We start from the raw sequence: 22,080 nt of genomic DNA on the forward strand, positions 1-22,080 counted from the left end.
CTCGAGCCGGAGTCTGCGTCGTGGATCGGTGGCACCTCGCACACGCCGTTCTCGCAGACGGGGCCGTCGTCGCCGACGATCTCCAAAGGACCGCTCATGAGCCGGCAGCGGCTTTGTGCAGGACGTCGGTGAACACCGACGGGTTCTGCGCGCCCGACACACCGAACCGTCCGTCGATCACGAAGAACGGCACACCACTGATCCCGTAGGCGATGGCCTGCTCCTTGTCCGCGCGCACTGCCGGCAGGAACTCCTCGGACCTCAGCGCCTCGACCACCTCGTCACGGTCGAGGCCGATCTCCGCGGCAAGGTCGGCGAGGTCATCGGTGCGGCCGACATGTCGGCCCTCCTCGAAGTAGGCCGCCAGGAGCCGTTCCTTCATCTCGACCTGCTTGCCCTTCGACTTGGCGAAGTGCAGGAGCTCGTGCGCCTTGACGGTGTTGGTGTGCTGCAGGGCGTCGAAGTCGTACGCGAGCCCCTCGGCTGCGGCCAGCTCGGTCATCTGCGCCAACATCTGCGTGACCTGGGCGGCCGGCATCCCTTTGTGAGAGACGAGAAAGTCGACCTCGCTGCCGTCGAAGTCGACCGGTGTGTCGGGTGCGAGCTCGAACGAGTGGAACTCCACCTCGAGCGTTCCGCCCCCGGCGGTGAACTCCGCAGCGCCTGCCTCGAAACGGCGCTTGCCGACGAAGCACCACGGGCACGCGATGTCGGACCAGATGTCGACCTTCACTGTTCGGCTCACGACGCCTGCAACATGGGAGCGCGCTGCGGTTATTCCAGCGGCCGGCAGGAGGGAACAGTGCAGTCGTCTTCCGAGACCGACAACTGCGCCACGTAAGCTGGTCGCTCGTGAGCATCCCGAATGTCCTGGCCACCCGCTACGCGAGTCCCGAACTGGTGGAGCTGTGGTCTCCGGAGCACAAGATCGTCCTGGAACGTCAGTTGTGGATTGCCGTGCTGCGCGCGCAGTCCTCCCTCGGAGTCGACGTCCCCAACGCTGCCATCGCCGACTACGAAGCCGTTGTCGATCAGGTGGATCTCGCGTCGATCGCCGAGCGTGAGCGGGTCACCCGGCACGACGTCAAGGCTCGCATCGAGGAGTTCAACGCCCTCGCCGGGCACGAGCACATCCACAAGGGACTCACCAGCCGCGACCTTACCGAGAACGTCGAGCAGCTGCAGATTCTGCGCTCACTCGAACACGTCCACGGGCACGGCGTTGCTGTCGCGAAGCGGCTCGCCGAGCGCGCGGCCGAGTACTCCTCGCTGGTGATGGCCGGGCGCAGTCACAACGTCGCTGCCCAGGCCACCACGCTGGGCAAGCGATTCGCGTCTGCCGCGGACGAGCTGCTGTTGGCGCTGTCGAGGGTGCAGGAACTGATCGCGCGCTACCCGCTGCGTGGAATCAAGGGGCCGATGGGCACCTCGCAGGACATGCTCGACCTGTTCGGCGGTGACTCCGCCAAGCTGGTCGCTCTCGAGCGGATCGTTGCCGACCACCTCGGCTTCCGCCACACGCTCACCAGCGTCGGCCAGGTCTACCCGCGCTCGCTCGACCACGAGGTCGTGTCCGCGCTGGTCCAGGTCGGTGCCGGCCCGTCCTCGTTCGCACACACCGTCCGACTGATGGCAGGCCACGAACTCGTCACCGAAGGTTTCCAGCCGGGCCAGGTCGGCTCGTCGGCGATGCCGCACAAGATGAACACCCGGTCGTGTGAGCGCGTCAACGGCCTGCAGGTGGTGCTGCGCGGCTACGGATCGATGGCCGCCGAGCTCGCCGGAGCGCAGTGGAACGAGGGCGACGTCTTCTGTTCCGTTGTTCGCCGCGTCGCGCTGCCCGACGCGTTCTTCGCCATCGACGGTCTCATCGAGACCTTCCTGACCGTGCTCGACGAATTCGGGGCGTATCCAGCGGTCATCGCGAAGGAACTCGACCGCTACCTGCCGTTCCTCGCAACGACCAAGGTGCTGATGGCAGCCGTGCGCGCGGGCGTCGGACGCGAAACCGCACACGAGGCGATCAAGGAACACGCCGTTGCCGTCGCATTGGCGATGCGTGAGCAGGGACTCGACCCGGACCTGCTCGACCGCCTCGCCGCAGATGATCGGCTGCCACTCGACCGCGCTGCCCTCGATGCGGCACTGGCCGACAAGACGGCCTTCATCGGTGCGGCCGACGCTCAGGTCGGTGCTGTCGTCTCGGCCGTGGAGCGGCTGATCGCGAAATTCCCGGCCGGAGCGTCGTACAGCCCGTCGCCCATTCTCTAGTCAGGCGAGGACGTCGGGGAGGTCGGCGACCGAGTCGATCACGTGGTCGGGTTCCATCGCGAACTCGTCGGTGATACGTCGATCGAGGACGTCCTGACGGAATTTCCCGGTGCGAACGAGTACTCCCGTCATGCCGACGACCTGGGCGGCAAGGACGTCGTTGTCGAGATCGTCACCGACCATCACGACGTCGTCCGGGTCGACGCCCATTCGATCTGATGCCGTCCGGAAGCCCAGGGGAGCGGGCTTGCCAATCGCTTTCGCAGCGTGCCCGGACGCTTGCTCCATCCCGGCGAGGTACATGCCGGTGTCGATGCGCAACCCGCCACCGGTGCTCCACATCAACGACCTGTGCATTGCGACGACGGGTATGCCGCGGCACAGCCAGTCGTAGACGCGGCTGAGCCGCTCGTGCGTGAACTCCGGCCCGGCACCGCCGACCACCACGACGTCGGGATCCTCGGACGTCTCGTCGACGAAGTCGATTCCCGGCATGTCCCTTGCGATCTCACCGTTGTTGATCAGCACCACCCGTGAATCCGGATAGTTCTCGCGAAGATGATCTGCGGTGAGCGACGCGGCCGTGACGATCTCGTCCGAATGGACGTCCAGCCCGACATCGCGCAGTGCGGTCGCGATCTGCTCACGCGTCCTCGACGTCGTATTGGTCAGAAATGCGCGCGCAATGTCCTTGCTGTCCAAGTACTTCAGAGTGTCCGCTGCCCCTGGCACCGCTTGCCACGACGTCACCAGAACGCCGTCGATGTCGAAAAGAACCCCGCCGATACCCATCGACAAACAGTAGTCTCCGGCTTCGGGCTCTGCAGCCTCAGAGCACCGAGCGCCTACGCTCGGTGGTTGTGAACCCCTACACGATTTTCGCCGAGATCATTGCCGGGACGGCCGAGGCTTCTCGCGTCCACGAGGACGAGACAGCGGTTGCGTTCATGGACATCAGGCCGCTCACCAGCGGACATGTGCTGGTCGTGCCCAGGCAGCAGTTCCGGACTCTCGAGGAGCTGCCACCGGAGATCGGGGCGCACCTGTTCGTGGTGGGACAGAAAGTGGCCGCCGCTGTGCGAGCAAGCAATCCGCGTGTCGCCGGAGTCAACTTCTTTCTCGCCGACGGCACGGTGGCCGGTCAGGAGATTTTCCACGTGCACCTGCACGTGATCCCCCGGATGATCGGCGACGGCTTCGGGCTGCGGGCTCGGCCGTCGTCGCCGCAGCGATCCGAACTGGACCGGCAGGCCACAGAGATCGCAGCCGCTCTCACTCGGTCGTGACCTTCTTCGCCTTGGACAGCGCGTCGGCATAGACGTCGATGGTCTTGGTGTAGCGGCTGTAGCTCTTGTTGGCGCCGTAGTCCCACAACACCATCTGCTGGTCGTCGACGGCGGCGATCGTGTCGAAGGCCGGGTAACGACTCGGGATATCGGCGAGCTTCACGTCGGCGGCGTTGGCGACGTCGTGATAGACGAACGCGACGTCGGCGTCGACGGTCGACACGTTCTCCCACGACACCTTCTTCCAGTACCCGTCATCGGTGCCGTCGGGGGTGTACATCCTCAGGCCCCACCGTTGATAGTCGCTGAAGTCGGGGTCTGCCGACGGGTCGAGGACGTACGCGACGTCGAGTGGCCAGACGCCGACGCCGGTGAGGTCCTGGCGCTCCGAGGCAACCTCCTCGAATTTCGTCACGGCGGCGTCGAATTCGGCCTTGATGTCGGCCAGTTGTGGCGTGTCGAGGTCGACGCCGAGCGAGGATGCGAGTCCGGCGTAGTTCTCGATGGTCTTCGCCGTCGAGGTCGTATCCAAGGTGACACCCAGAGTGGGGGCGAGCAGATCGATCGTGTCTGCCTTCGACGAGTCGGCCGTGGTGGTCAGCTTGCCGAACTGGCCGAATCGAGGGTTGTACTCGCCGATGACGAGATCCGGTTCGAGGCCGGCGGCTTTCTCGATATCGAATGTCCCCCAGCTCTCGCCGACCGATTCGATGCCCGTGAGATCGGAGCAGTTCAGAATCGGGCTGGTGGACATCGGAGTCGTCGACCAGATGGCGATGGGTCTGATTCCGTACGACATCAGAGCCGCGGCCGATTCTTCGTCGGCGATGATTCTGGTCGGCTGAGTATCGAGCGAGATCGTGCGTCCACGACCGTCGGTGTACGTGAACGGTCCCGATGCTCGGTCGACTGCATCGACGCGGTCGTTCTCGCCGCACGCGGCTGGGTTCGCGTTGAGGTCGACGACCTCGGTGTCGGTGGTGCCGCTGCTGCACGCTGCAGTGGCGAGAAGCACGAGCACCGCGATACCTCCGGTGCGGGCGCGGGGGCCGGATCTGTATCGCCCCATGGTGCGGATTCTTGTCGAAGACATGCGCTCACTTTCGCGTTCGATGATGGACGGTGGAACCGAGGGAGATCGAGGGCCGCACACGTTTCCGGGCGCACTCGGCGAACGACGGAGCCGTTGTAGCCGAGAGAATGTTAGGTTAGCCTACCGTAGGCAAGTAGCGTTGCTCATGACATCGAGCCAGGACGCTGGGCACTGCCGAGACGGCCACCGACGGACCCTCGCCGGCGTCACCCCGAATCTCGTCCGCAAGTAGAAGGAGACGCCTCATGCACCGCACCCAGCTCGGTGGAGCGATCCACCGTGTAGGCCTCGTTCATGCCGATCTGCACTCCACCGATCGAATCTCGGGGGCGATCGGTCGATGACCCCGCACAACGACCACGTCGACGGTCAGTACGACATCGTCGGCGTCGGATTCGGTCCTTCCAATCTCGGTCTGGCCATCGCGATCGAGGAACACAATCGAACATGCGCGCCGGCCGAGCGTCTGACCTCGTGTTTCATCGAGTCGAAGGACGAGTTCGCCTGGCACCCCGGCATGTTGTTGCCGGGCACCTCGATGCAGATCTCGTTCCTCAAGGACCTGGCGACGCAGCGCAATGCCGGCAGTGAGTACACCTTTCTGGCGTATCTGTCGGAGCAGGATCGGCTCAATCACTTCATCAACCTGCAGACGTTCTTCCCGAGTCGGCTCGAGTTCCACGATTACCTGGCCTGGGCCGCCGGAAAAGTCGACGCGACCGTGCACTACGGGACCCGAGCGGTGGACGTCGTCGACACCGGCGACGGGTACGGCGTCCGTACCGATGGCCGGCGAACCGGGACCGTCCGGGCGCGCAACATCGTGCTCGCCGGTGGACTGACCGCCACCCTGCCCGACGGGGTCACTGCGTCGGACCGGCAGTTCCACAATCACGATCTTCTCGGCCATCTCGATCGGTTGCCGTCGCAAACGCATCGCGCGTTCGTCGTCGTCGGTGCCGGGCAGAGCGCAGCCGAGGTGGTGGACTACCTGCACTCGACGTACAGCGATGCCTCGGTGCACGCGGTGCTGCGCAAGTACGGGTACAGCCCGGCGGACGACAGCCCGTACGCCAATCGCATCTTCGATCCGACGGCCGTCGACGACTTCTATTCGTCGTCGCACACGCTGCGCGAACAGTTGCTGCAGTATCACCGCGGCACCAATTATTCCGCCGTCGACCTGCCGCTGATCGAGGAGTTGTACGCGCGCGAGTACGCCGAGCGGGTCAGCGGGCAGCGCCGGTTGTTCGTGCACGGAGCATCCCGGTTGGTCGGAGCCACCGAGGAGACGTCGGGCGTGCGTGTCTCCGTAGAGCACGGCCCGACGGGGCTGGCCGAGGACGTACTGTGCGACGCTGTCGTCTATGCCACCGGCTTCACGTCCCTCGATCTACCCGAGATCCTCGGTCCACTGTTCGACGCCGTCGAATACGACTCTCGCGGTCCTCGCGTGACGCGTGACTACCGACTCGTGACGCGAGAACCGAGTGCGGGTTCGATCTACCTCCAAGGCGGCACCGAGCACACGCACGGTCTGACCTCGTCCTTGTTGTCCAACATCGCTGTTCGCAGCGGTGAGATCGTGAAGTCCGCTGTGAGCGCGAGGGTGCGATCGGTGGTGTGAATCGGGTGAGGACGAGCGTGGGCGACGAGCCGGAACAGCGAGACGTTCCGGCTGAAGTCGGTGGCCTGGCTCGTACCGATGCGCGGCGGGCCGCAGGATTGTTCTTCGTCGTCGCTGTCTTGGCAGCGTTGTGCCTGGTGAGCATCTCGGTGGGGACCGAGTACATCCCGATCGGTCAGGTGTGGCGCGGGCTGTTCTTCACCGACGGATCCACCGAATCCGTGATAGTCCGCGAACTGCGGCTTCCCCGTACCGTTCTCGGGTTGCTGGTCGGGATCGCCCTCGGGGTGGCCGGTGCGCTGATTCAGGCGATGACGCGAAATCCACTGGCCGACCCGGGAATCCTCGGTGTCAACGCCGGGGCGGCGTTCCTCGTCGCGATCGCCGTCGGTGTGTTGGGTGTCACCGGCATTCGGTCCTACATCTGGTTCGCGTTCGCCGGGGCCGTGCTCGCCACAGTGGCGGTGTACGCGCTGGGGTCGCTGGGGCGAGCGGGAGCGACTCCGATTCGCTTGACGCTGTCCGGAATTGCGCTCGGTGCGGTCCTCGGCGGCATCACCTCGGGCATGCTGCTGCTCGATCCGGATGCCTTCGACAGGATGCGGTTCTGGGGTGCGGGGTCGTTGGCCGGTCGGGGTGTGGACGTCGCGTTCGAGATCGCCCCGTTCATCGCGGTCGGCGTCTTCCTGGCCGCCCTCATCGCTCGTCCCCTCAACGCGGTCGCGCTCGGCGACGACCTGGCGCAGTCGTTGGGGGCGAACGTGGTTCGTACCAGAATCATCGGTGTCGTCGCAGTGACTCTGCTCGCCGGCGCTGCGACGGCGGCTGCCGGTCCCATCGGATTCGTCGGACTGATGATTCCACACATGGTGCGATGGTTCGTCGGCCCGGACCAGCGCTGGATCCTGATCTACACGGTGTTCGCAGCACCGGGCTTGCTCCTGCTCTCGGACGTGGTCGGACGTATCGTGATCAGGCCGGGGGAGCTGCAGGTCGGCATCGTCACCGCGTTCGTCGGCGCACCGGTGCTCATCGTGCTGGTCCGCCGGAAGAAGGCGAGCGGACTGTGACCCGTGAACAACACCGCGGCGGCATCGATTTCGGCCGAAAGCTGTGGGTCGTTCGAGTGCGGGATCGAGTGGACGGCCGTATCGATATCCGGGCGGTCGGCGTCTGCGCGGCCTTGCTTCTGGTCACGGTGGTGGTCTCCGTTCTCGCGGTCGGGACCGGCGACTTCTACATTCCGCCGAACGAGGTGCTCACCGCGGTGTTCGGCGACGCGCCACGCCTGACCGAGATCGTGGTGATGGAGTGGCGGTTTCCCCGAGTTGCACTGGCCTTCCTGTTCGGAGCCGCCCTCGGTGTATCGGGTGCGATATTCCAATCTCTGACGCGAAATCCTCTGGGCAGCCCGGACATCATCGGATTCGCCACCGGTTCCTACACCGGCGCGCTCGTTGTCATCCTCGCCCTCGGTGGTGGCTACTACCGGACCGGAGCGGGCGCGCTCGTCGGTGGCCTCGCCACGGCCGCGGTGGTGTATCTGCTCGCATACCGGCGAGGGGTACAGGGCTTTCGGTTGATCATCGTCGGGATCGCCGTCAGTGCGGTACTTGCCTCCGTCAACACCTGGCTCGTGATCAGGGCCGACCTGGACGACGCGATCGCAGCCGCAGTGTGGGGCGCGGGCACGCTCAACGGGCTGGGATGGTCGCAGGTGGGACCCGTACTGGCAGTGTCGATCGTCATCGCGTCGGGCTTGGCGCTGCTCTCGCGTCGGCTGCCGATGTTGGAGATGGGGGACGACGCGGCGAGGGCGCTCGGTGTGCGTCCCGAGCCGACCCGGTTGATGCTGGTGTTCCTGGGAGTTGCACTCATCGCGTTGGTCACCGCGGCGGCGGGGCCCATCTCGTTCATCGCGCTCGCTGCACCGCAGTTGGCGCGCCGCCTCACCGGCACCTCGGGAGTGACGATGGTGCCCGCCGCGTGCATGGGAGCGCTGCTGTTGGTCGTGAGCGACGTGGTTGCGCAGCGCGTCTTCGCTCCCACTCAGCTGCCGGTGGGCGTGGTGACCGTATCGGTCGGCGGCGCATACTTCGTGTGGTTGTTGGCGCGGGAAGGCAGGAAGCAGTGACGAAGCCTCGATTGCACACCGACGACATCACGGTCGGCTACGACAAGAGTGTCGTCAGCGAGAACCTGACCGTCGAGATTCCCGACGGCAAGTTCACCGTCATCGTCGGACCGAATGCCTGCGGCAAATCGACTCTGCTGCGGGCGCTCTCGCGGCTGTTGAAGCCCTCGCACGGAACCGTTCTGCTGGACGGGAAGTCGATCTCGTCGTATCCGGCGAAAGAAGTTGCCCGACGCCTCGGCCTGCTTCCGCAGACCTCCATCGCACCCGACGGTATCTCGGTGGCCGATCTCGTTGCGCGGGGCCGTTATCCGCATCAGAAGCTGATCCGGCAGTGGTCGGCGGTGGACGAGGCTGCAGTGATCGAGGCCATGAACGCCACCGGAGTGACATCACTGTCCGCCCGTCCGGTCGACGAACTGTCCGGCGGACAGCAGCAACGCGTATGGGTGGCAATGGTTCTCGCGCAGCAGACGCCACTGTTGCTGTTGGACGAACCGACGACCTTCCTCGACATCGCGCACCAGGTCGAACTGCTCGACCTGTTGGCCGGTCTGAACCAGGAGAACGGTCGCACTCTCGTCGCGGTACTGCACGATCTCAACCACGCCTGCCGGTACGCCGACCACATCATCGCGATGAAGGACGGAGCGGTGGTCACCGAAGGCGCGCCCGCCGACGTCGTCACCGCCGAGCTGGTCGAGGCCGTCTTCGGGTTGCCGTGCCGCATCATCGACGATCCGGAATCACACACTCCGTTGGTGATTCCCAAGGTGGGCGGTCACAGGCTAGGCAAGGCTTAGTTTAGAATTGGTGGAGAACGGCCGCCGAGTCAGCTCGAAGGTCTCGCAAGAGTGACGTCGAGATATGTATCGAGGACGAAGATGAGTGAACAACCGCGGGGTTACTACTACGCCGATGTCGTTGCAGTGGAACAGCTCACCGTGCACATGGTGCGCGTGACGTTCGGCGGCGAGCATGTCGCGGGCTACCGCACGCTCGGGGTGCCCGACGAATGTGTCGGCGTCTACTTTCCTCGGGCGGGGGAGATGAAGCCCCCGCCGATGACCGAGGTCGACGGCGTGTGGTGGTTCCACGGTCTGGACGACGCACCGGAGGGCCGCAACTACACCATTCGCCGCCTCGACGAGGCACGCGGTGAGCTGACCATCGACTTCTTCGCCCACGAGGGCGGCGTCGCGGCCACCTGGGCGCAGCAGGCCGCGCCGGGGCAGACGGTGCTGTTCACCCGGCCGCGATCCTGGTATTCACCGCCCGCCGACGTCGAATGGCTGTTGCTGGTCGCGGACATGACCGGGTTGCCCGCACTCGGACGGCTCGTCGAACAGTTGCCTGCCGGGATGCGGGCGCATGCGATCGTAGAGGTTCTCGAACGCGGCGACATCCAATCCTTCGAGACCCAGGCCGACGTCACCTTCGACTGGCGCATCGGATCCGGAAACGGCGACAGCGCAAGCGTTCTCGATGACGCGGCGCTGGCCTACCCCGTGCCCGAGGGACGTGGGTACGTGTGGTTCGCCGGCGAGGCGTCGTCCTCGCGTCGGGTGCGCAAGCACTTCCGCAAGGAATTGGGCTACGACATCGCGTACTTCGACATCATCGGATACTGGCGCGCCGATTCCGAGAAGTGGCTCGAGAAATACAAGCAGTACCAGGAAGAGGCGCTGGCGGTGTACAACGGCGTCATCGAATCCGGCCGCACCGAGCAGGAAGCCAGCGAGGCATTCGATGCACTGCTCGAGCGGGTGGGGCTCTAACTCTGGAATACGTAGTTCGGCAACTCCAGTGTCGCCGCGTCGGGGCCGAGGAACTTGCTGGTCACGGCCTGCACAGGCTTCGATCCGGCCAGGCGCAGGACGGTGCGAAATGCGGCGACTCCCACCGAGGTCTTCGGATGCGCGACGCGCGGCACGCCGGGTGGGAGTCTTTGCGCCTGATCGACGAACGGACGCATACGCGCCTCGAAGGCCTCGAACCCGGCGCGATTATCGGTCGCCCGTGCGAGTTCACCGGCGAGCACGTACGCACCGGTGACCGACAACGTGGTCCCCATTCCGCTCAACGGCGTTGCGCACCAGGCGGCGTCGCCGAGCAAGCCGATTCTGCCGTTCGACCAGCGCGGGGCCTTCACCTGCGCCAGATAGTCGACGTACAGTTCCGAGTCCGGACCGAGGGAGTCCAGGATCCGGGGCACCTCCCAACCGACATCGGCGAACTGCGTCCGCAGCGCGGCGACGACCTGCTCGGTGGACGCGCCCTCGTAGCCGCCGGCGTTCGACACCCAGGACAGGCTGAATCGCGTCGTGCCGAGGTTGTCCGGTCGCAGATTCGCCACTCGCGATCCGGGGGCGTTGTACCAGCGCCACCAGCCGTCGTCGCTCGGTCCCTTCGGCAGTACGCCGTAGGCGGTGTACAGGCCGACGGGTGTGGTCTCGGCCTCCCCGGCGAACGCCAGTTCCCTGCTGCTGGAACGGATTCCGTCTGCGAAGAGAACCAGATCGAATCGCTCGGACGGCCCCGACGCGAACGTCACATCGACTCCGTCGGCATCCTGGGCCACGTCGAGAACGCGATTGCCGTAGCGATACTCGGTTCGGGGTCCCGCGGATTCGACCAGAATCCGCGCGAACTCCCCGCGCAGAATCTCCAACTCCGCCGTCGGGCCGTCGTGGGATCCGTCGCCGGCCGGGAAGGCCGCGATGGTGGCGTTTGCGTCGTCGACGAATCGGGTGCCTTTCTCGGTGGTGCCGTTCGCGAGCAGGGTCTCGTCCAGGCCCATGCGCTGCAGCACCTCGCGGCCGGAGCCGCGCACGTCGATGTTCTGGCCGCCGAGTCGCAGTTGCGGTGCGCGTTCGACGACGGTGACCTCGTAACCGGCTCGGTCGAGCCAGAAGGCGAGAGTGGGTCCGGCGATGCTGGCACCGGTGACGAGCACACGAGAAGACATGGGGCGCGGATGCCCGGGCGGCTGGTCGTTCAATCCCGGAGGGAAAGTAGCTGAGCCTCACCTTTGTGGTGTACTTTCATCGAATTGTCCGAATGACCCGTTTCCGTCAGGAGAACCGTGTTCCCCGTTCGCCGTCTGGCGCTGCTCTCGTTCAGCGCAACCCTCGCCCTCGGTCTCGTCGCATGCAGCTCGGAAGGCTCGTCCGACGAAGGCACGTCCACCTCCGAGTCCGCCTCCGCCGAGTCCGCCTCCGCCGAGTCCGCACTCGTGGTGTACTCCGGCCGCGGTGAGGAGCTCGTCGACCCACTGATCGAGCGCATCGGTGGCGGTATCGAGGTCGACTACTCGGGCAACACGAACGCCCAGGCCGCGAAGATCCTCGAAGAGGGCGACGCCACCCCGGCGGATGTCTTCTACGGTCAGGACGCAGGCGCACTCGGTGCCCTCGACGAGGCGGGTGCCCTCGCGCCGCTGCCCGAGGACATCCTCTCCCTCGTTCCCGAGCAGTACCGCGGTGCCGACGGCACCTGGGTCGCCACCTCCGCGCGGGCCCGCGTGCTGGCCTACAACTCCGATTCGGTGCAGGCAGCAGACCTGCCCACCGGTATCGACGGACTGCTCGACCCGCGCTGGCGCGGACAGATCGGCTACGCACCCACCAACGCGTCGTTCCAGGCCTTCGTCACCGCCCTGCGCGTGCAGCGCGGTGAGGACGGAGCCCGCACCTGGCTCGAAGGCTTCGTCGCCAACGAGCCCGTCGCCTTCGAGGGCAACAACCCGCTGCTGACCGCAGTCAACGACGGACAGGTCGCCACCGGCCTGCTCAACCACTACTACTGGTACCCCTTCAAGGACGAGAACGGCGACGACGCCCCGGTCGAGCTGCACTACTTCGAGCCCGGCGATCCCGGCGCGCTGATCAACGTCGCCGGTGCCGGTGTGCTGGCCGACTCGGACAACCAGGAAGCGGCATTCGACTTCGTGCGCGAGTTGCTCTCCACCGAATCGCAGACGTACTTCGCGAACGAGACCGCCGAATACCCCGTCATCGACGGAGTCACCTCCGACTACGACCTGCCGCCGCTGTCCGAGCTGGGCTCGACCGATCTCGATCTGGGCCAGCTGTCGTCCCTCGAGGAGACCCAGACCCTGCTCACCGACGTCGGAATCATCTAGCTGGTGCCCACGTCTGCACTCCAGCCGCTTCGGCGGCGCCACTTCGGCGGTCGTCCCGTTCTCGGGACGACCGCGTTGTGCGTGGGAGCGCTGACGCTGACACCCTTGGTGTACCTGTTCGTTCGAGCGTTCGACGGCGGAACCGAGAAGGTGCTGCGACTGCTCCTTCGGCAACGCACACTCGACCTCGCGATCCGTACGGCAACACTGACTCTCACCGTGCTCGTCGCGTCCGTCGTGGTCGGGACGCTGCTGGCCTGGTTGACCGTCCGTACCGATCTACCGGGGCGACGCTTCTTCGCGATGGTCCTCGCTGCTCCACTCGCCATCCCGTCCTACGTGTCCGGGTACCTGTGGATCGCCGAATTCCCCTCGTTGGCAGGCTTTTCCGGTGCCGCACTGGTGCTCACGTTGTCGTGCTTCCCGCTGGTGATGCTGCCGGTCTCCGCGGCGTTCGCCACCGCCGATCCATCGTTGGCCGAGGTGTCTCGAACCCTCGGCCGCGGGGCCGTGCGCACGGCGCTGACCGTCGAGTGCCGTCGCGTGGTTCCGGCCGCGGCGGCGGGCGCTCTGCTGGTCGCGCTCTACACCATCAGTGACTTCGGGGCGGTGGCTCTGATGCGATACGACGCCTTCACGCTCGGTATCTACAGTGCGTACCGCGGGGGACTCGATCGCACCGCAGCCGCTGTTCTCGGGCTGGTCCTCGTGGTGGGTGCGTTGGTGCTCACCCTCCTCGAACGGCGTGCCCGACGCGGTGCCACGGCGAGAGTGGGATCGGGAACCGATCGGACGGCCGAGCCGGTCGTGCTCGGCCGCTGGCGTATCCCGGCTCTCGCCGTCGTCGTTGCGGCACTGACACTCTCGGTAGTGGTGCCGATACTGGCCCTGGCGCGATGGCTGAGTCGATCGTTGCGATTCACCTTCGACTGGGTGGACGTGCTGGCCGTCACGGCCAAGACCGTCCAGTACTCCGCGACCGCCGCAGTGGTGGTGGCCGTGCTCGCGTTGCCGGTCGCGCTGTTCGCGGCCCGATCCACGTCGAGGGCCGCTCGGGGTGCCGAGTTGTCCACCTACATCGCGCACGGGCTACCGGGTATCACCGTCGGGCTCGCCACGGTCTTTCTCGGAATCCGGTTCCTGCCGTCGTTCTACCAGACGGCGGTTCTGCTGGTACTGGCATACGTGGTGCTGTTCCTGCCGTTGGCCGTCGGCAGCACAAGAGCTGTCGTCGACGCCACTCCCGTTGTCCTCGAGGATGTCTCACGGACGTTGGGCGCGGGCCGGCTCCGCACCGACCTTCGGGTGACGATTCCGATCGCGGCACCCGGCATCGCCGCCGGGGCTGCTTTGGTTTTCCTGACCGTCGCCAAGGAGCTCCCTGCGACGTTGATGTTGCGCCCTCGGGGAGTCGACACTCTCGCGACTACGCTGTGGTCCACCACCGAGGCGTTCCGATACGGCGAGGCGGCTCCCTACGCCCTGGCCCTGATCCTGATCTCGGTGGTCCCGACGGTCGTACTGACACGAGCGCTGGGGCGCACGACGCGGAAGCGAGTAGCACTGCCATGAGCATGGTGATCTCCGGTCTGGTGGCCTCGTACGGCAGTACGGCTGTGCTGCACGGGATCGATCTCGACCTCGGCGACGGCGAGATGCTCGCCGTCCTCGGTCCGTCCGGCTGCGGCAAGACGACTCTGTTGCGATCCATTGCGGGACTGCACCGCATCGATGCAGGCCGGATCACCTCCGATGGGCGGGACATCTCGGTGGCGGGGCAGATTCAGGTGCCACCGGAGAAGCGGGGGATAGGCCTGATGCCGCAGGAGGGTGGACTCTTTCCACACCTGTCGGTACGAAGGAACATCGAATTCGGTTTGCGTGCAGGGTTTCTGCGGCCCTACCTGTCCGGTCGCGCAGAGCGCACGCACCGCGTCGACGAGATGCTCGAACTCGTCGGACTGCCGGACGCCGGTGGGGTCAAACCCAGCGAGCTCTCGGGCGGCCAACAGCAGCGCATCGCGTTGGCGCGCGCGCTCGCTCCGGCCCCGTCGGTGGTGTTGATGGACGAGCCGTTCGCCGCCCTCGACGCGGGACTGCGAACCTCGATCAGGCAGGACGTACGAGAGTTGTTGCAGTCCAGCAAGACCGCGTCGATCCTGGTCACCCACGATCGGGCGGAGGCGCTCGGAACTGCCGATCGGGTCGCCGTGCTGCTGGGTGGTCGCTGCGCCCAGATCGACACACCGCGTGAGGTGTACGAGCGACCCGCCACACCCGCCGTCGCGCGCTTCGTCGGCGATGCCTACTTCGTCGACGCTGCAGCCGAGGGCGGCCACGTCGACACCGTTCTGGGACGTCTCGAATCCACCACCCGAGCGACGGGAAACGGGCAGGCGCTGCTCCGGCCCGAACAGCTGGCGGTCTCGGAACGCAAGGACGGCGCATTTTTCGTCGAACACGAGTTCTTCACCGGCCCGGAATCCTCGGTCACCCTGCGGCACAGTGACACCGGGCTTCTGCTCCGGGCCATCGCCCGGACCTCCGATCGATTCGCTCCCGGCACCGCCGTGGACGTCTCCGTGACATCGCCGGTGCACTGGTTTCCGCGTCAGGTGAGTTGAGAACTATCGGGTCGGTTCCGCTGCCCGGTTGGGCATGAACAGTGCCGCGACGGCCATCACCGCTGCTGCCGCCAGGACACCCAGAAAGACCGGATGGATGGCGTCGGACAGTTGTTCGGGGCTCGGATCGCCGGAGACGCGCGAGTTGACGATGGCACCGAAGATCGCGACCCCGACTGCGCTGCCGATGGACCGGGCGAACATGTTGGTCGAGGTGGCGACGCCGCGCTCGGACCATTCGACGCTCGACTGGGCGGCAATGAGGGTGGGGCTGGCGATCAGGCCCATGCCGAGGCCGATCACGAAGCACACCGCGCCCACCTGCCACACCTGTGAATCGGCACCGAGGCCGGTGGCGAATGCCGCTCCGACGACCGCGATGGAGGCACCGACGAGCGCCGTGGTGCGGAAGCCGAAGCGCAGATACACCCGTCCGGATTGGGATGCCGCGATCGGCCAGCCGAGGGTCAGGGTGGACAGCGAGAAGCCGGCGACGATCGCGCCGGTACCCAGAACGCCTTGTACGAACGTCGGCACGTACGAGGTCAAGCCGAGGATCAATGCACCGACGAGCAGCGAGATGAAGCTGCTGACCACCAGGACCCGACGCGTGAACACCCACAGCGGCAGGATCGGTTCCTCCACTCTGGTCTGAACCACCGCGAAAGCGGCGAGCAACGAGAGTCCGGCGGCGAAGATGGCGATGCTGACGGGGGAGTTCCACGCCCAGGACTGTCCACCTTCGAGCAGCCCGAGCAGCACCATCGCTGCGCCCACCGTCAGCAGCCCGGCACCGAGGTAGTCGATCTTGGGCTTGGTGCGTTCCACGGCTCCCTCGTCGAACTTGCGCCACAGCATCCCCGCCGCCAGCGCACACAACGGAATGTTGACGAAGAAGATCCAGCGCCACGACAGGTATTCGGAGAAGATCCCGCCGAGCGCAGGCCCGAGCACCGAGGACATGGCCCAGACGCTGGCCAGGTAGCCCTGCACCTTGGCGCGCTCGGCCAGGGTGTAGATATCGCCGGCGATGGTGATGCCCATGGGCTGCACGGCGCCCGCCCCGAGACCCTGGATCGCCCGGAACGCGATCAGGGCGGGCATGCTCCAGGCAAGTCCGCACAGGATCGAGCCGAGCAGAAACACCGCGATGCCGAACAGTATGATCTTCTTGCGCCCGAACAGGTCGGCCAGTTTCCCGTACAGCGGCACCGATACGGCCTGCGCCAGGAGATAGATGGAGAACAGCCACGGAAACTGGGTGAAGCCGCCCAGGTCGTCGACGATGGACAGCACCGCCGTGGCGATGATGGTCGCATCGAGGGCGACCAGAGAGGTGCTGAGCATCAGCGCGACCAGGATCGGTCCGCGTTCGGAGCGGAATCCGACATCCGAGGTCGTGTTGTTCGTTGCCACAGCTACCAGTCTGATCCCTGCAGACGCCCCCACCGCCACCGGCCCAGATAGTGTTGAACACCGTGCGACCATCACTGAGTAGCTACGAGCATCTGGCCGGCGGCAAGGTCCGCGATCTGTACACCATCGACGACGCGCATCTGCTGCTCGTCGCGAGCGACCGAATCTCGGCATACGACCACATCCTCGACACCCCGATTCCGGACAAGGGACGTGTGTTGACGGCCATGAGCGTGTTCTTCTTCGAGGAGCTCGGCGGTGTCAACCACCTGGCGGGCGATCCGCTCGACGAACGCATTCCCGCCGAACTGCTCGGCCGTGCACTGGTGGTGAAGAAGCTGAGCATGGTGCCGGTCGAGTGCGTGGCGCGCGGCTACCTCACCGGCTCCGGGCTGACGGATTACAACGCGACCGGCTCGGTGTGCGGCGTAGAGCTTCGGCCGGGGTTGATCGAATCCAGCAAACTCGACCAAGCGATCTTCACCCCCGCGTCCAAGGCCGAGATCGGCGACCACGACGAGAACATCACGTTCGACCAGGTCGTCGACCTGGTAGGAGCCGAGCTCGCGTTCAAATTGCGTGAAGACACCATCGAGATCTACTCGCGCGCAGCCAACTTCGCTCTGGAACGCGGAATCATTCTCGCGGACACCAAGTTCGAGTTCGGCACCGACGCCGACGGTAACCTCGTCCTCGCCGATGAGGTACTCACGCCCGATTCCTCGCGTTACTGGCCTGCCGATTCGTACCAGGAAGGTCGCGTCCAGCCCAGCTTCGACAAGCAGTTCGTCCGCGACTGGTTGACGGGCGAATCCGGTTGGGACCGCAGCTCCGACACCCCGCCACCACCGTTGCCGGACGACATCGTCGCCGCAACCCGCAGCCGCTACATCGAGGCCTACGAGCGCATCTCGGGCCTGAACTTCGACGATTGGGTCACGCCATGACGATCACCCCACCCGTTGCCAAGAAGGTGCCGCACGAGCGCACCCATCACGGCGACACCTTCATCGACAACTACGAGTGGTTGCGAGCCAAGGAAGATCCCGAGGTGATTGCCTACCTCGAAGCCGAGAACGCATACACCGAGCAGCAGACGGCCGGCCTGGAGTCGTTGCGTGGCAAGATCTTCGACGAGATCAAGTCGCGAACCCAGGAGACCGACCTGTCCGTGCCGACGCGCATGGGCCAATGGTGGTACTACTCGCGCACCGTCGAGGGCAAGTCGTACGGTCTCCAATGCCGTTGCCCCGTCGACTCTCCCGACGATTGGACCCCGCCGACGTTGTCGTCCGACGTGGACGTTCCCGGTGAGCAGGTCCTGCTCGACGCCAATCTTGAGGCGGAGGGTCACGACTTCTTCTCCCTCGGTGCATTCTCGATCAGCCTCGACGGCACGCTGCTGGCGTACTCCACCGACACCGAGGGCGACGAGCGGTACACGTTGCGTTTCAAGAACCTCGAGACCGGCGAGCTGCTCGCCGACACCATCGAGAACGTCGCGCCGGGTGCCACCTGGACCGCCGACGCCACGCACGTGTTCTACCTGACGGTCGACGAATCCTGGCGTCCCGACACCGTCTGGCGGCACACGCTCGGCAAGTCCGGGGACGTCAAGGTCTTTCACGAGCCCGACGAAAGCTACTGGGTCGGTTTCGGTTCCACCCGTAGCGAGAAGTACCTGATGATCTGGGTCGGATCGAAGATCACTTCCGAGTGCCTCGTGCTGGAATCCACCGATCCCGAGGGCGAGTTCCGCGTCGTACTGCCGCGTACGGACGGTATCGAGTACAGCATCGAACACGCTGTCGTGGCCGGTGAGGATCGCTTCCTCATCACCCACAACGGCTCGGTCAACGGCTGGGGTACCGAGGGGGAGAAGGCCGAGAACTTCCTGCTCGCGGAGGCTCCGGTGAGCGATCCTTTGGATCAGCGCATCCTGGTGCCGCATCGCGACGACGTCCGAGTCGAGGACATCGACGCCTTCGCCGGACATCTGATCTTCACCTACCGGCGAGAAGCATTGACCCGCATGGCGATCTGGCCGCTGACCGACGAGGGATACGGCGAATACCGCGAGCTCGAGTTCGACGAGGAGCTCTACTCGGTCGGAGCCGGCTCGAACCCCGAGTGGGATCAGCCTCTGCTGCGGATGGTCTACACCTCGTTCATCACTCCCGGGCAGGTCTACGACCTCGACATCGCCAGTGGCGAACTGCTGCTCCGCAAGTCCCAGCCGGTTCTGGGGAAGTTCGACGCCGCGGACTATGTGCAGCATCGTGAGTGGGCCACTGCGCCCGATGGCACGCAGATTCCGCTGTCGGTCATCGCGCGCAAGGACGTCCCCGAAGGGCCTGCGCCGACGTTGCTCTACGGCTACGGATCGTACGAGGCGTCGATGGACCCGTCGTTCTCCGTCGCTCGGTTGTCGTTGCTCGACCGCGGCATCGTCTTCGTCGTCGCGCACGTGCGCGGCGGTGGTGAGATGGGTCGGCACTGGTACGACAACGGCAAGACGCTGAAGAAGAAGAACACGTTCACCGACTTCATCGCTGCCGCACAGCATCTCATCGACACCGGACGCACCTCACCGAAGCACCTGGTCGCCGACGGCGGCAGCGCGGGCGGACTGCTGATGGGCGCGGTCGCCAACCTCGCGCCGGAGTTGTTCAACGGCATCCTCGCCAACGTTCCGTTCGTGGATCCGCTCACTTCCATCCTCGACCCGTCGCTGCCGCTGACGGTCATCGAATGGGACGAATGGGGAAACCCGTTGGCGGACAAGGAGGTGTACGACTACATGAAGTCGTACAGTCCCTACGAGAACGTCGAGGCGAAGGACTACCCGTCGATCCTGGCGATCACGTCCATCAACGACACCCGCGTCCTCTACGTCGAGCCCGCCAAATGGGTTGCTGCGCTGCGCGCAACCAAGACGGGGGACTCGGACCTGCTCCTCAAGACCGAAATGAGCGCCGGACACGGCGGAGTCAGCGGACGCTATGAGAAATGGAAAGAAGCGGCTTTCGAGTACGCGTGGATTGTGAGCGCCTCCGGCGCACGTGCATAGAAATTCGTAGCCTGCTACGAATTTCCGCTCACATGCGGCGCAGCCGCTCTAACGCCAGACGTAGCGGACCTGCGGTCGCCCGGCCTTACCGTATTCGGTGTGCCGGGTGACCAGTCCGTCGTCGGCGAGGCGTTCGAGGTATCGCCATGCCGTCACTCGGGAGACTCCGACGACCTTGGCGGCCTCGGATGCGTTGAGTCCGTCGGCCGCTTCCTTGACGCTGGCGGTGATGCCGTCCATCGTCTGCGGGGCAATGCCTTTGGGAGTCGAGACGCGTTCGTCGGCCGTCCGTAGATGCGCCATGGCACGGTCGATGTCGCGTTGACTCGACGCGTTCTCGCCGGCAGGCAATGCGGCATGGAATTCGCGATAGCGCTCGAGTTTGTCGCGGAACGCAGCGAACGTGAAAGGCTTGAGCAGATACAGCACGATGCCGTGCGCCACCGCCGAACGCACCACCGACAGATCCCGCTCGGAGGTGATGGCGATGACGTCGGGGCTCGGTCGCAGACCGCCGAGCGCGGCGGCCACGTCGATGCCGCTGGCGTCGGGCAGGCCGATGTCGAGCAACACCAGATCGACGGCCTCGGTACTGGCGAAGCGCATAGCCGACGCGCCGGTGTGCGCCACCCCGGCCACTTCGAAGCCCGGGGTGCGCTCGACGTACGTCTTGTGAGCCTCGGCGATCAGCGGTTCGTCGTCGACGATCAGCACCCGGATCACGAGGTAGCTCCCGGAATGGTCGCAACCAGGACCGATCCGTACGTCACTTCCGACGTCAGAGTGCCTCGATGGCGCGTGATCACCTGGGCTACCAATGCCAAGCCGAGCCCGCGCGAGCCGGACTTGGTCGAGTAGCCGCGCCGCAGAGCAGCTTTCAGCGTTTCGGGCGGCATTCCCGGACCGCTGTCGGCGACCCGGACGACGAGTTCACCGTCGGCGTCGCGGACCGTCACTTCGACCCACGGTTGGTCGGATTCTTTCGAGGCATCGATCGCATTGTCTATCAGATTGCCGACCAGCGTGACCAATTCACGGGCAGTGAGCACACCCTCGTGCTCCATCGCGGTGTCATCGGTGATCGTCAGCTCCACGCCCTGCTCGGCGGCCTGACTGACCTTGCCCAGCAGCAGCGCCGCGAGTGCAGGCTCGCCGACGGAGTTCATCAGGCGGTCGATCAGCGTCTGGGAGAGTTCGAGATCGGCCGTCGCGAACTCGACGGCCTCCTCGGGTCGACCGAGCTCGACCATCGTGATGACCGTGTGCAGCCTGTTCGCCGACTCGTGAGCTTGCGAACGCAGCGACTCCGCAAAGCTGCGGACCGAGTCCAATTCACCCATCAACGAACGCAATTCGGTCTGATCGCGAATCGTCAGAACATTGCCCAGGCGTCGGCCCTCCCACATCACCGGATCCTGGTTGACGACGAGCACGCGATCCTTCGTCAGATGCAATTCGCCGCGCACGATGCCGGTGTCCATCTGCTGCATCGACTCCGGCAACGACTCGAACGAGACCGGGCCCTCCGGCAGATCGAGGAGGCGTCGGGCCTCGTCGTTGACCAACTCCGCCTCGTCGCCGCGGCCGAACACCAGCAGTCCCTCACCGATCGAGTGCAGGACGGCGTCGTGATGTTCGTACATCGTGCGCAGTTCCGCCGGTGCCATTCCCAGTGTCTGACGCCGGAGCCGTCGGCTGAGCAATGTCGAACCCGCTGCGGCGACGACAAAGGCGGCGAGCACGACCCCGATGATGAGCGGAAGGCCCTGGAAGAACTGATCGCTGATCTTCTGCCGGGTGACTCCCGCCGAAACGAGCCCGACTATCTCGCCGGACGAGTCGGTGACCGGTGTGACCGAACGGATCGACGGACCGAGAGAACCGACGTACGTCTCGGTGAACGTCTCGCCCTGCAATGCGCGATCGATGTTGCCGCTGAACGGTTTACCGATCAGGTCGACGGTGGTGTGCGTGAATCGGGTGCGATCCGGAGCCATGACGACGATGAAGTCGACGCCGGTGACCTGCCTGATCTTCTCGGTTTCCGGTTGCAGACGCGACGTCGGGTCGTCGGACTCGATCGCGATAGGCGTCGACGGTTCGTTGGCGATGCTCACCGCGATCGCCGTGACTTCGCGTCGGGTCGCGTCGTCGCTGTTGGACCGTTCGTTGAGCACCGTCAGGATGCCGCCGGCGAACACGACGACGCCGATGACGACGAGCTGCAACACCAAGACCTGGCCGGCGACGCTCAGCGGGCGCTTCGAGGACAACGCATTCCTTTCGAGCAAGAACATTCGGTGTGAACGAAATGAACGTATAGGTGACTCCTGTCACGGCGTCGAGCAACATCATCTCTCAGCAGGGGTGATGCACCTCACTCCACTCCCCGTAGTCACGAAGTCAGCAGTTCGA

At 65.4% G+C, this 22,080-nt stretch carries 19 protein-coding genes; 12 read left to right on the top strand and 7 right to left on the bottom strand.

The genetic code is table 11. From position 1 onward, the window contains the following. Nucleotides 1-94: 94 nt before the first annotated feature. On the bottom strand, nucleotides 95-745 hold the full coding sequence (locus MTX34_RS06105; RefSeq protein ID WP_243608782.1) for a DsbA family protein: 651 nt from the start codon (nucleotides 743-745) through the stop codon (nucleotides 95-97). A 107-nt stretch (nucleotides 746-852) separates the two neighbouring features. On the opposite strand from MTX34_RS06105, the gene purB reads away from it, so the two are divergent. Further along, complete coding sequence (gene purB / locus MTX34_RS06110; protein ID WP_243608783.1) at nucleotides 853-2,271, top strand: adenylosuccinate lyase; 1,419 nt, start codon at nucleotides 853-855, stop codon at nucleotides 2,269-2,271. Here purB and MTX34_RS06115 read toward each other — a convergent pair whose 3' ends face one another. After that, nucleotides 2,272-3,063, bottom strand: coding sequence for an HAD-IIA family hydrolase (locus MTX34_RS06115; protein WP_243608784.1), 792 nt, complete (start codon nucleotides 3,061-3,063; stop codon nucleotides 2,272-2,274). It abuts the gene before it with no gap. A 68-nt stretch (nucleotides 3,064-3,131) separates the two neighbouring features. On the opposite strand from MTX34_RS06115, the gene MTX34_RS06120 reads away from it, so the two are divergent. Further along, the gene (locus MTX34_RS06120) at nucleotides 3,132-3,557 is read left to right on the top strand and encodes an HIT family protein (RefSeq protein WP_243593877.1); all 426 of its coding nucleotides are present in this window, start codon (nucleotides 3,132-3,134) and stop codon (nucleotides 3,555-3,557) included. On the opposite strand, the gene MTX34_RS06125 is transcribed toward MTX34_RS06120, so the two are convergent. Continuing rightward, nucleotides 3,544-4,650: an ABC transporter substrate-binding protein gene (locus tag MTX34_RS06125; RefSeq protein WP_243608785.1), complete on the bottom strand. Its 1,107-nt coding sequence runs from the start codon at nucleotides 4,648-4,650 to the stop codon at nucleotides 3,544-3,546. The two genes, MTX34_RS06120 and MTX34_RS06125, sit on opposite strands and share 14 nt — an antisense overlap. Nucleotides 4,651-4,990: 340 nt before the next feature. Between MTX34_RS06125 and MTX34_RS06130 the strand changes: the two genes are divergently transcribed. The 5 genes from MTX34_RS06130 to MTX34_RS06150 all read left to right on the top strand — a co-directional run bounded on the left by MTX34_RS06130 (nucleotide 4,991) and on the right by MTX34_RS06150 (nucleotide 10,189). Continuing rightward, nucleotides 4,991-6,277: a lysine N(6)-hydroxylase/L-ornithine N(5)-oxygenase family protein gene (locus tag MTX34_RS06130; protein WP_243608786.1), complete on the top strand. Its 1,287-nt coding sequence runs from the start codon at nucleotides 4,991-4,993 to the stop codon at nucleotides 6,275-6,277. Nucleotides 6,278-6,294: 17 nt separating this feature from the next. Continuing rightward, entirely contained in the window at nucleotides 6,295-7,347 is a 1,053-nt protein-coding gene (locus MTX34_RS06135; protein ID WP_243608787.1) for an iron chelate uptake ABC transporter family permease subunit, read from the top strand. Next, complete coding sequence (locus MTX34_RS06140; RefSeq protein ID WP_243608788.1) at nucleotides 7,344-8,411, top strand: iron chelate uptake ABC transporter family permease subunit; 1,068 nt, start codon at nucleotides 7,344-7,346, stop codon at nucleotides 8,409-8,411. Before MTX34_RS06135 ends, MTX34_RS06140 begins: the two co-directional genes overlap by 4 nt. After that, the gene (locus MTX34_RS06145) at nucleotides 8,408-9,214 is read left to right on the top strand and encodes an ABC transporter ATP-binding protein (protein ID WP_243608789.1); all 807 of its coding nucleotides are present in this window, start codon (nucleotides 8,408-8,410) and stop codon (nucleotides 9,212-9,214) included. Before MTX34_RS06140 ends, MTX34_RS06145 begins: the two co-directional genes overlap by 4 nt. 81 nt (nucleotides 9,215-9,295) lie before the next feature. Then, nucleotides 9,296-10,189, top strand: coding sequence for a siderophore-interacting protein (locus MTX34_RS06150; protein ID WP_243608790.1), 894 nt, complete (start codon nucleotides 9,296-9,298; stop codon nucleotides 10,187-10,189). Here the strand turns inward: MTX34_RS06150 and MTX34_RS06155 are convergent. Next, a complete protein-coding gene (locus MTX34_RS06155; protein ID WP_243608791.1) occupies nucleotides 10,186-11,379 on the bottom strand; it encodes an FAD-dependent monooxygenase in 1,194 nt (397 codons plus the stop codon). The genes MTX34_RS06150 and MTX34_RS06155 overlap by 4 nt on opposite strands. 117 nt (nucleotides 11,380-11,496) lie before the next feature. Between MTX34_RS06155 and MTX34_RS06160 the strand changes: the two genes are divergently transcribed. From MTX34_RS06160 to MTX34_RS06170, 3 genes are read left to right on the top strand one after another with little or no spacing between them, the layout of a single operon-like run. Next, nucleotides 11,497-12,555 (top strand): iron ABC transporter substrate-binding protein, encoded by a 1,059-nt coding sequence (locus MTX34_RS06160; protein ID WP_243608792.1) that lies wholly within the window; start codon nucleotides 11,497-11,499, stop codon nucleotides 12,553-12,555. Between the two features lie 3 nt (nucleotides 12,556-12,558). Beyond that, nucleotides 12,559-14,127, top strand: a complete 1,569-nt coding sequence (locus MTX34_RS06165; protein ID WP_243593868.1) for an iron ABC transporter permease — start codon at nucleotides 12,559-12,561, stop codon at nucleotides 14,125-14,127. Continuing rightward, on the top strand, nucleotides 14,124-15,179 hold the full coding sequence (locus tag MTX34_RS06170) for an ABC transporter ATP-binding protein (RefSeq protein ID WP_243608793.1): 1,056 nt from the start codon (nucleotides 14,124-14,126) through the stop codon (nucleotides 15,177-15,179). Before MTX34_RS06165 ends, MTX34_RS06170 begins: the two co-directional genes overlap by 4 nt. A 3-nt stretch (nucleotides 15,180-15,182) precedes the next feature. On the opposite strand, the gene MTX34_RS06175 is transcribed toward MTX34_RS06170, so the two are convergent. After that, complete coding sequence (locus MTX34_RS06175; protein ID WP_243608794.1) at nucleotides 15,183-16,595, bottom strand: MDR family MFS transporter; 1,413 nt, start codon at nucleotides 16,593-16,595, stop codon at nucleotides 15,183-15,185. A gap of 62 nt (nucleotides 16,596-16,657) precedes the next feature. On the opposite strand from MTX34_RS06175, the gene MTX34_RS06180 reads away from it, so the two are divergent. Both MTX34_RS06180 and MTX34_RS06185 read left to right on the top strand, forming a co-directional pair. Then, nucleotides 16,658-17,542, top strand: a complete 885-nt coding sequence (locus tag MTX34_RS06180) for a phosphoribosylaminoimidazolesuccinocarboxamide synthase (protein WP_243608795.1) — start codon at nucleotides 16,658-16,660, stop codon at nucleotides 17,540-17,542. Further along, complete coding sequence (locus MTX34_RS06185) at nucleotides 17,539-19,665, top strand: S9 family peptidase (RefSeq protein ID WP_243608796.1); 2,127 nt, start codon at nucleotides 17,539-17,541, stop codon at nucleotides 19,663-19,665. The genes MTX34_RS06180 and MTX34_RS06185 overlap by 4 nt, the downstream gene beginning before the upstream one ends. Before the next feature lie 48 nt (nucleotides 19,666-19,713). Here MTX34_RS06185 and MTX34_RS06190 read toward each other — a convergent pair whose 3' ends face one another. Both MTX34_RS06190 and MTX34_RS06195 read right to left on the bottom strand, forming a co-directional pair. After that, nucleotides 19,714-20,388: a response regulator gene (locus MTX34_RS06190; RefSeq protein WP_243593863.1), complete on the bottom strand. Its 675-nt coding sequence runs from the start codon at nucleotides 20,386-20,388 to the stop codon at nucleotides 19,714-19,716. Continuing rightward, nucleotides 20,385-21,962 (bottom strand): sensor histidine kinase, encoded by a 1,578-nt coding sequence (locus tag MTX34_RS06195; protein ID WP_243593862.1) that lies wholly within the window; start codon nucleotides 21,960-21,962, stop codon nucleotides 20,385-20,387. Before MTX34_RS06195 ends, MTX34_RS06190 begins: the two co-directional genes overlap by 4 nt. Nucleotides 21,963-22,080: the final 118 nt, after the last annotated feature.

This window comes from Rhodococcus sp. ARC_M5 (genome assembly GCF_022810405.1).
GTDB lineage: Bacteria > Actinomycetota > Actinomycetes > Mycobacteriales > Mycobacteriaceae > Rhodococcoides > Rhodococcoides navarretei.

Coding starts and splice junctions, on each gene's coding strand:
- MTX34_RS06115 (WP_243608784.1), bottom strand. CDS start 3,063: ATGGGTATCGGCGGGGTTCTTTTCGACATCGACGGCGTTCTGGTGACG.
- MTX34_RS06125 (WP_243608785.1), bottom strand. CDS start 4,650: ATGTCTTCGACAAGAATCCGCACCATGGGGCGATACAGATCCGGCCCC.
- MTX34_RS06130 (WP_243608786.1), top strand. CDS start 4,991: ATGACCCCGCACAACGACCACGTCGACGGTCAGTACGACATCGTCGGC.
- MTX34_RS06150 (WP_243608790.1), top strand. CDS start 9,296: ATGAGTGAACAACCGCGGGGTTACTACTACGCCGATGTCGTTGCAGTG.
- MTX34_RS06155 (WP_243608791.1), bottom strand. CDS start 11,379: ATGTCTTCTCGTGTGCTCGTCACCGGTGCCAGCATCGCCGGACCCACT.
- MTX34_RS06170 (WP_243608793.1), top strand. CDS start 14,124: ATGAGCATGGTGATCTCCGGTCTGGTGGCCTCGTACGGCAGTACGGCT.
- MTX34_RS06185 (WP_243608796.1), top strand. CDS start 17,539: ATGACGATCACCCCACCCGTTGCCAAGAAGGTGCCGCACGAGCGCACC.
- MTX34_RS06195 (WP_243593862.1), bottom strand. CDS start 21,962: ATGTTCTTGCTCGAAAGGAATGCGTTGTCCTCGAAGCGCCCGCTGAGC.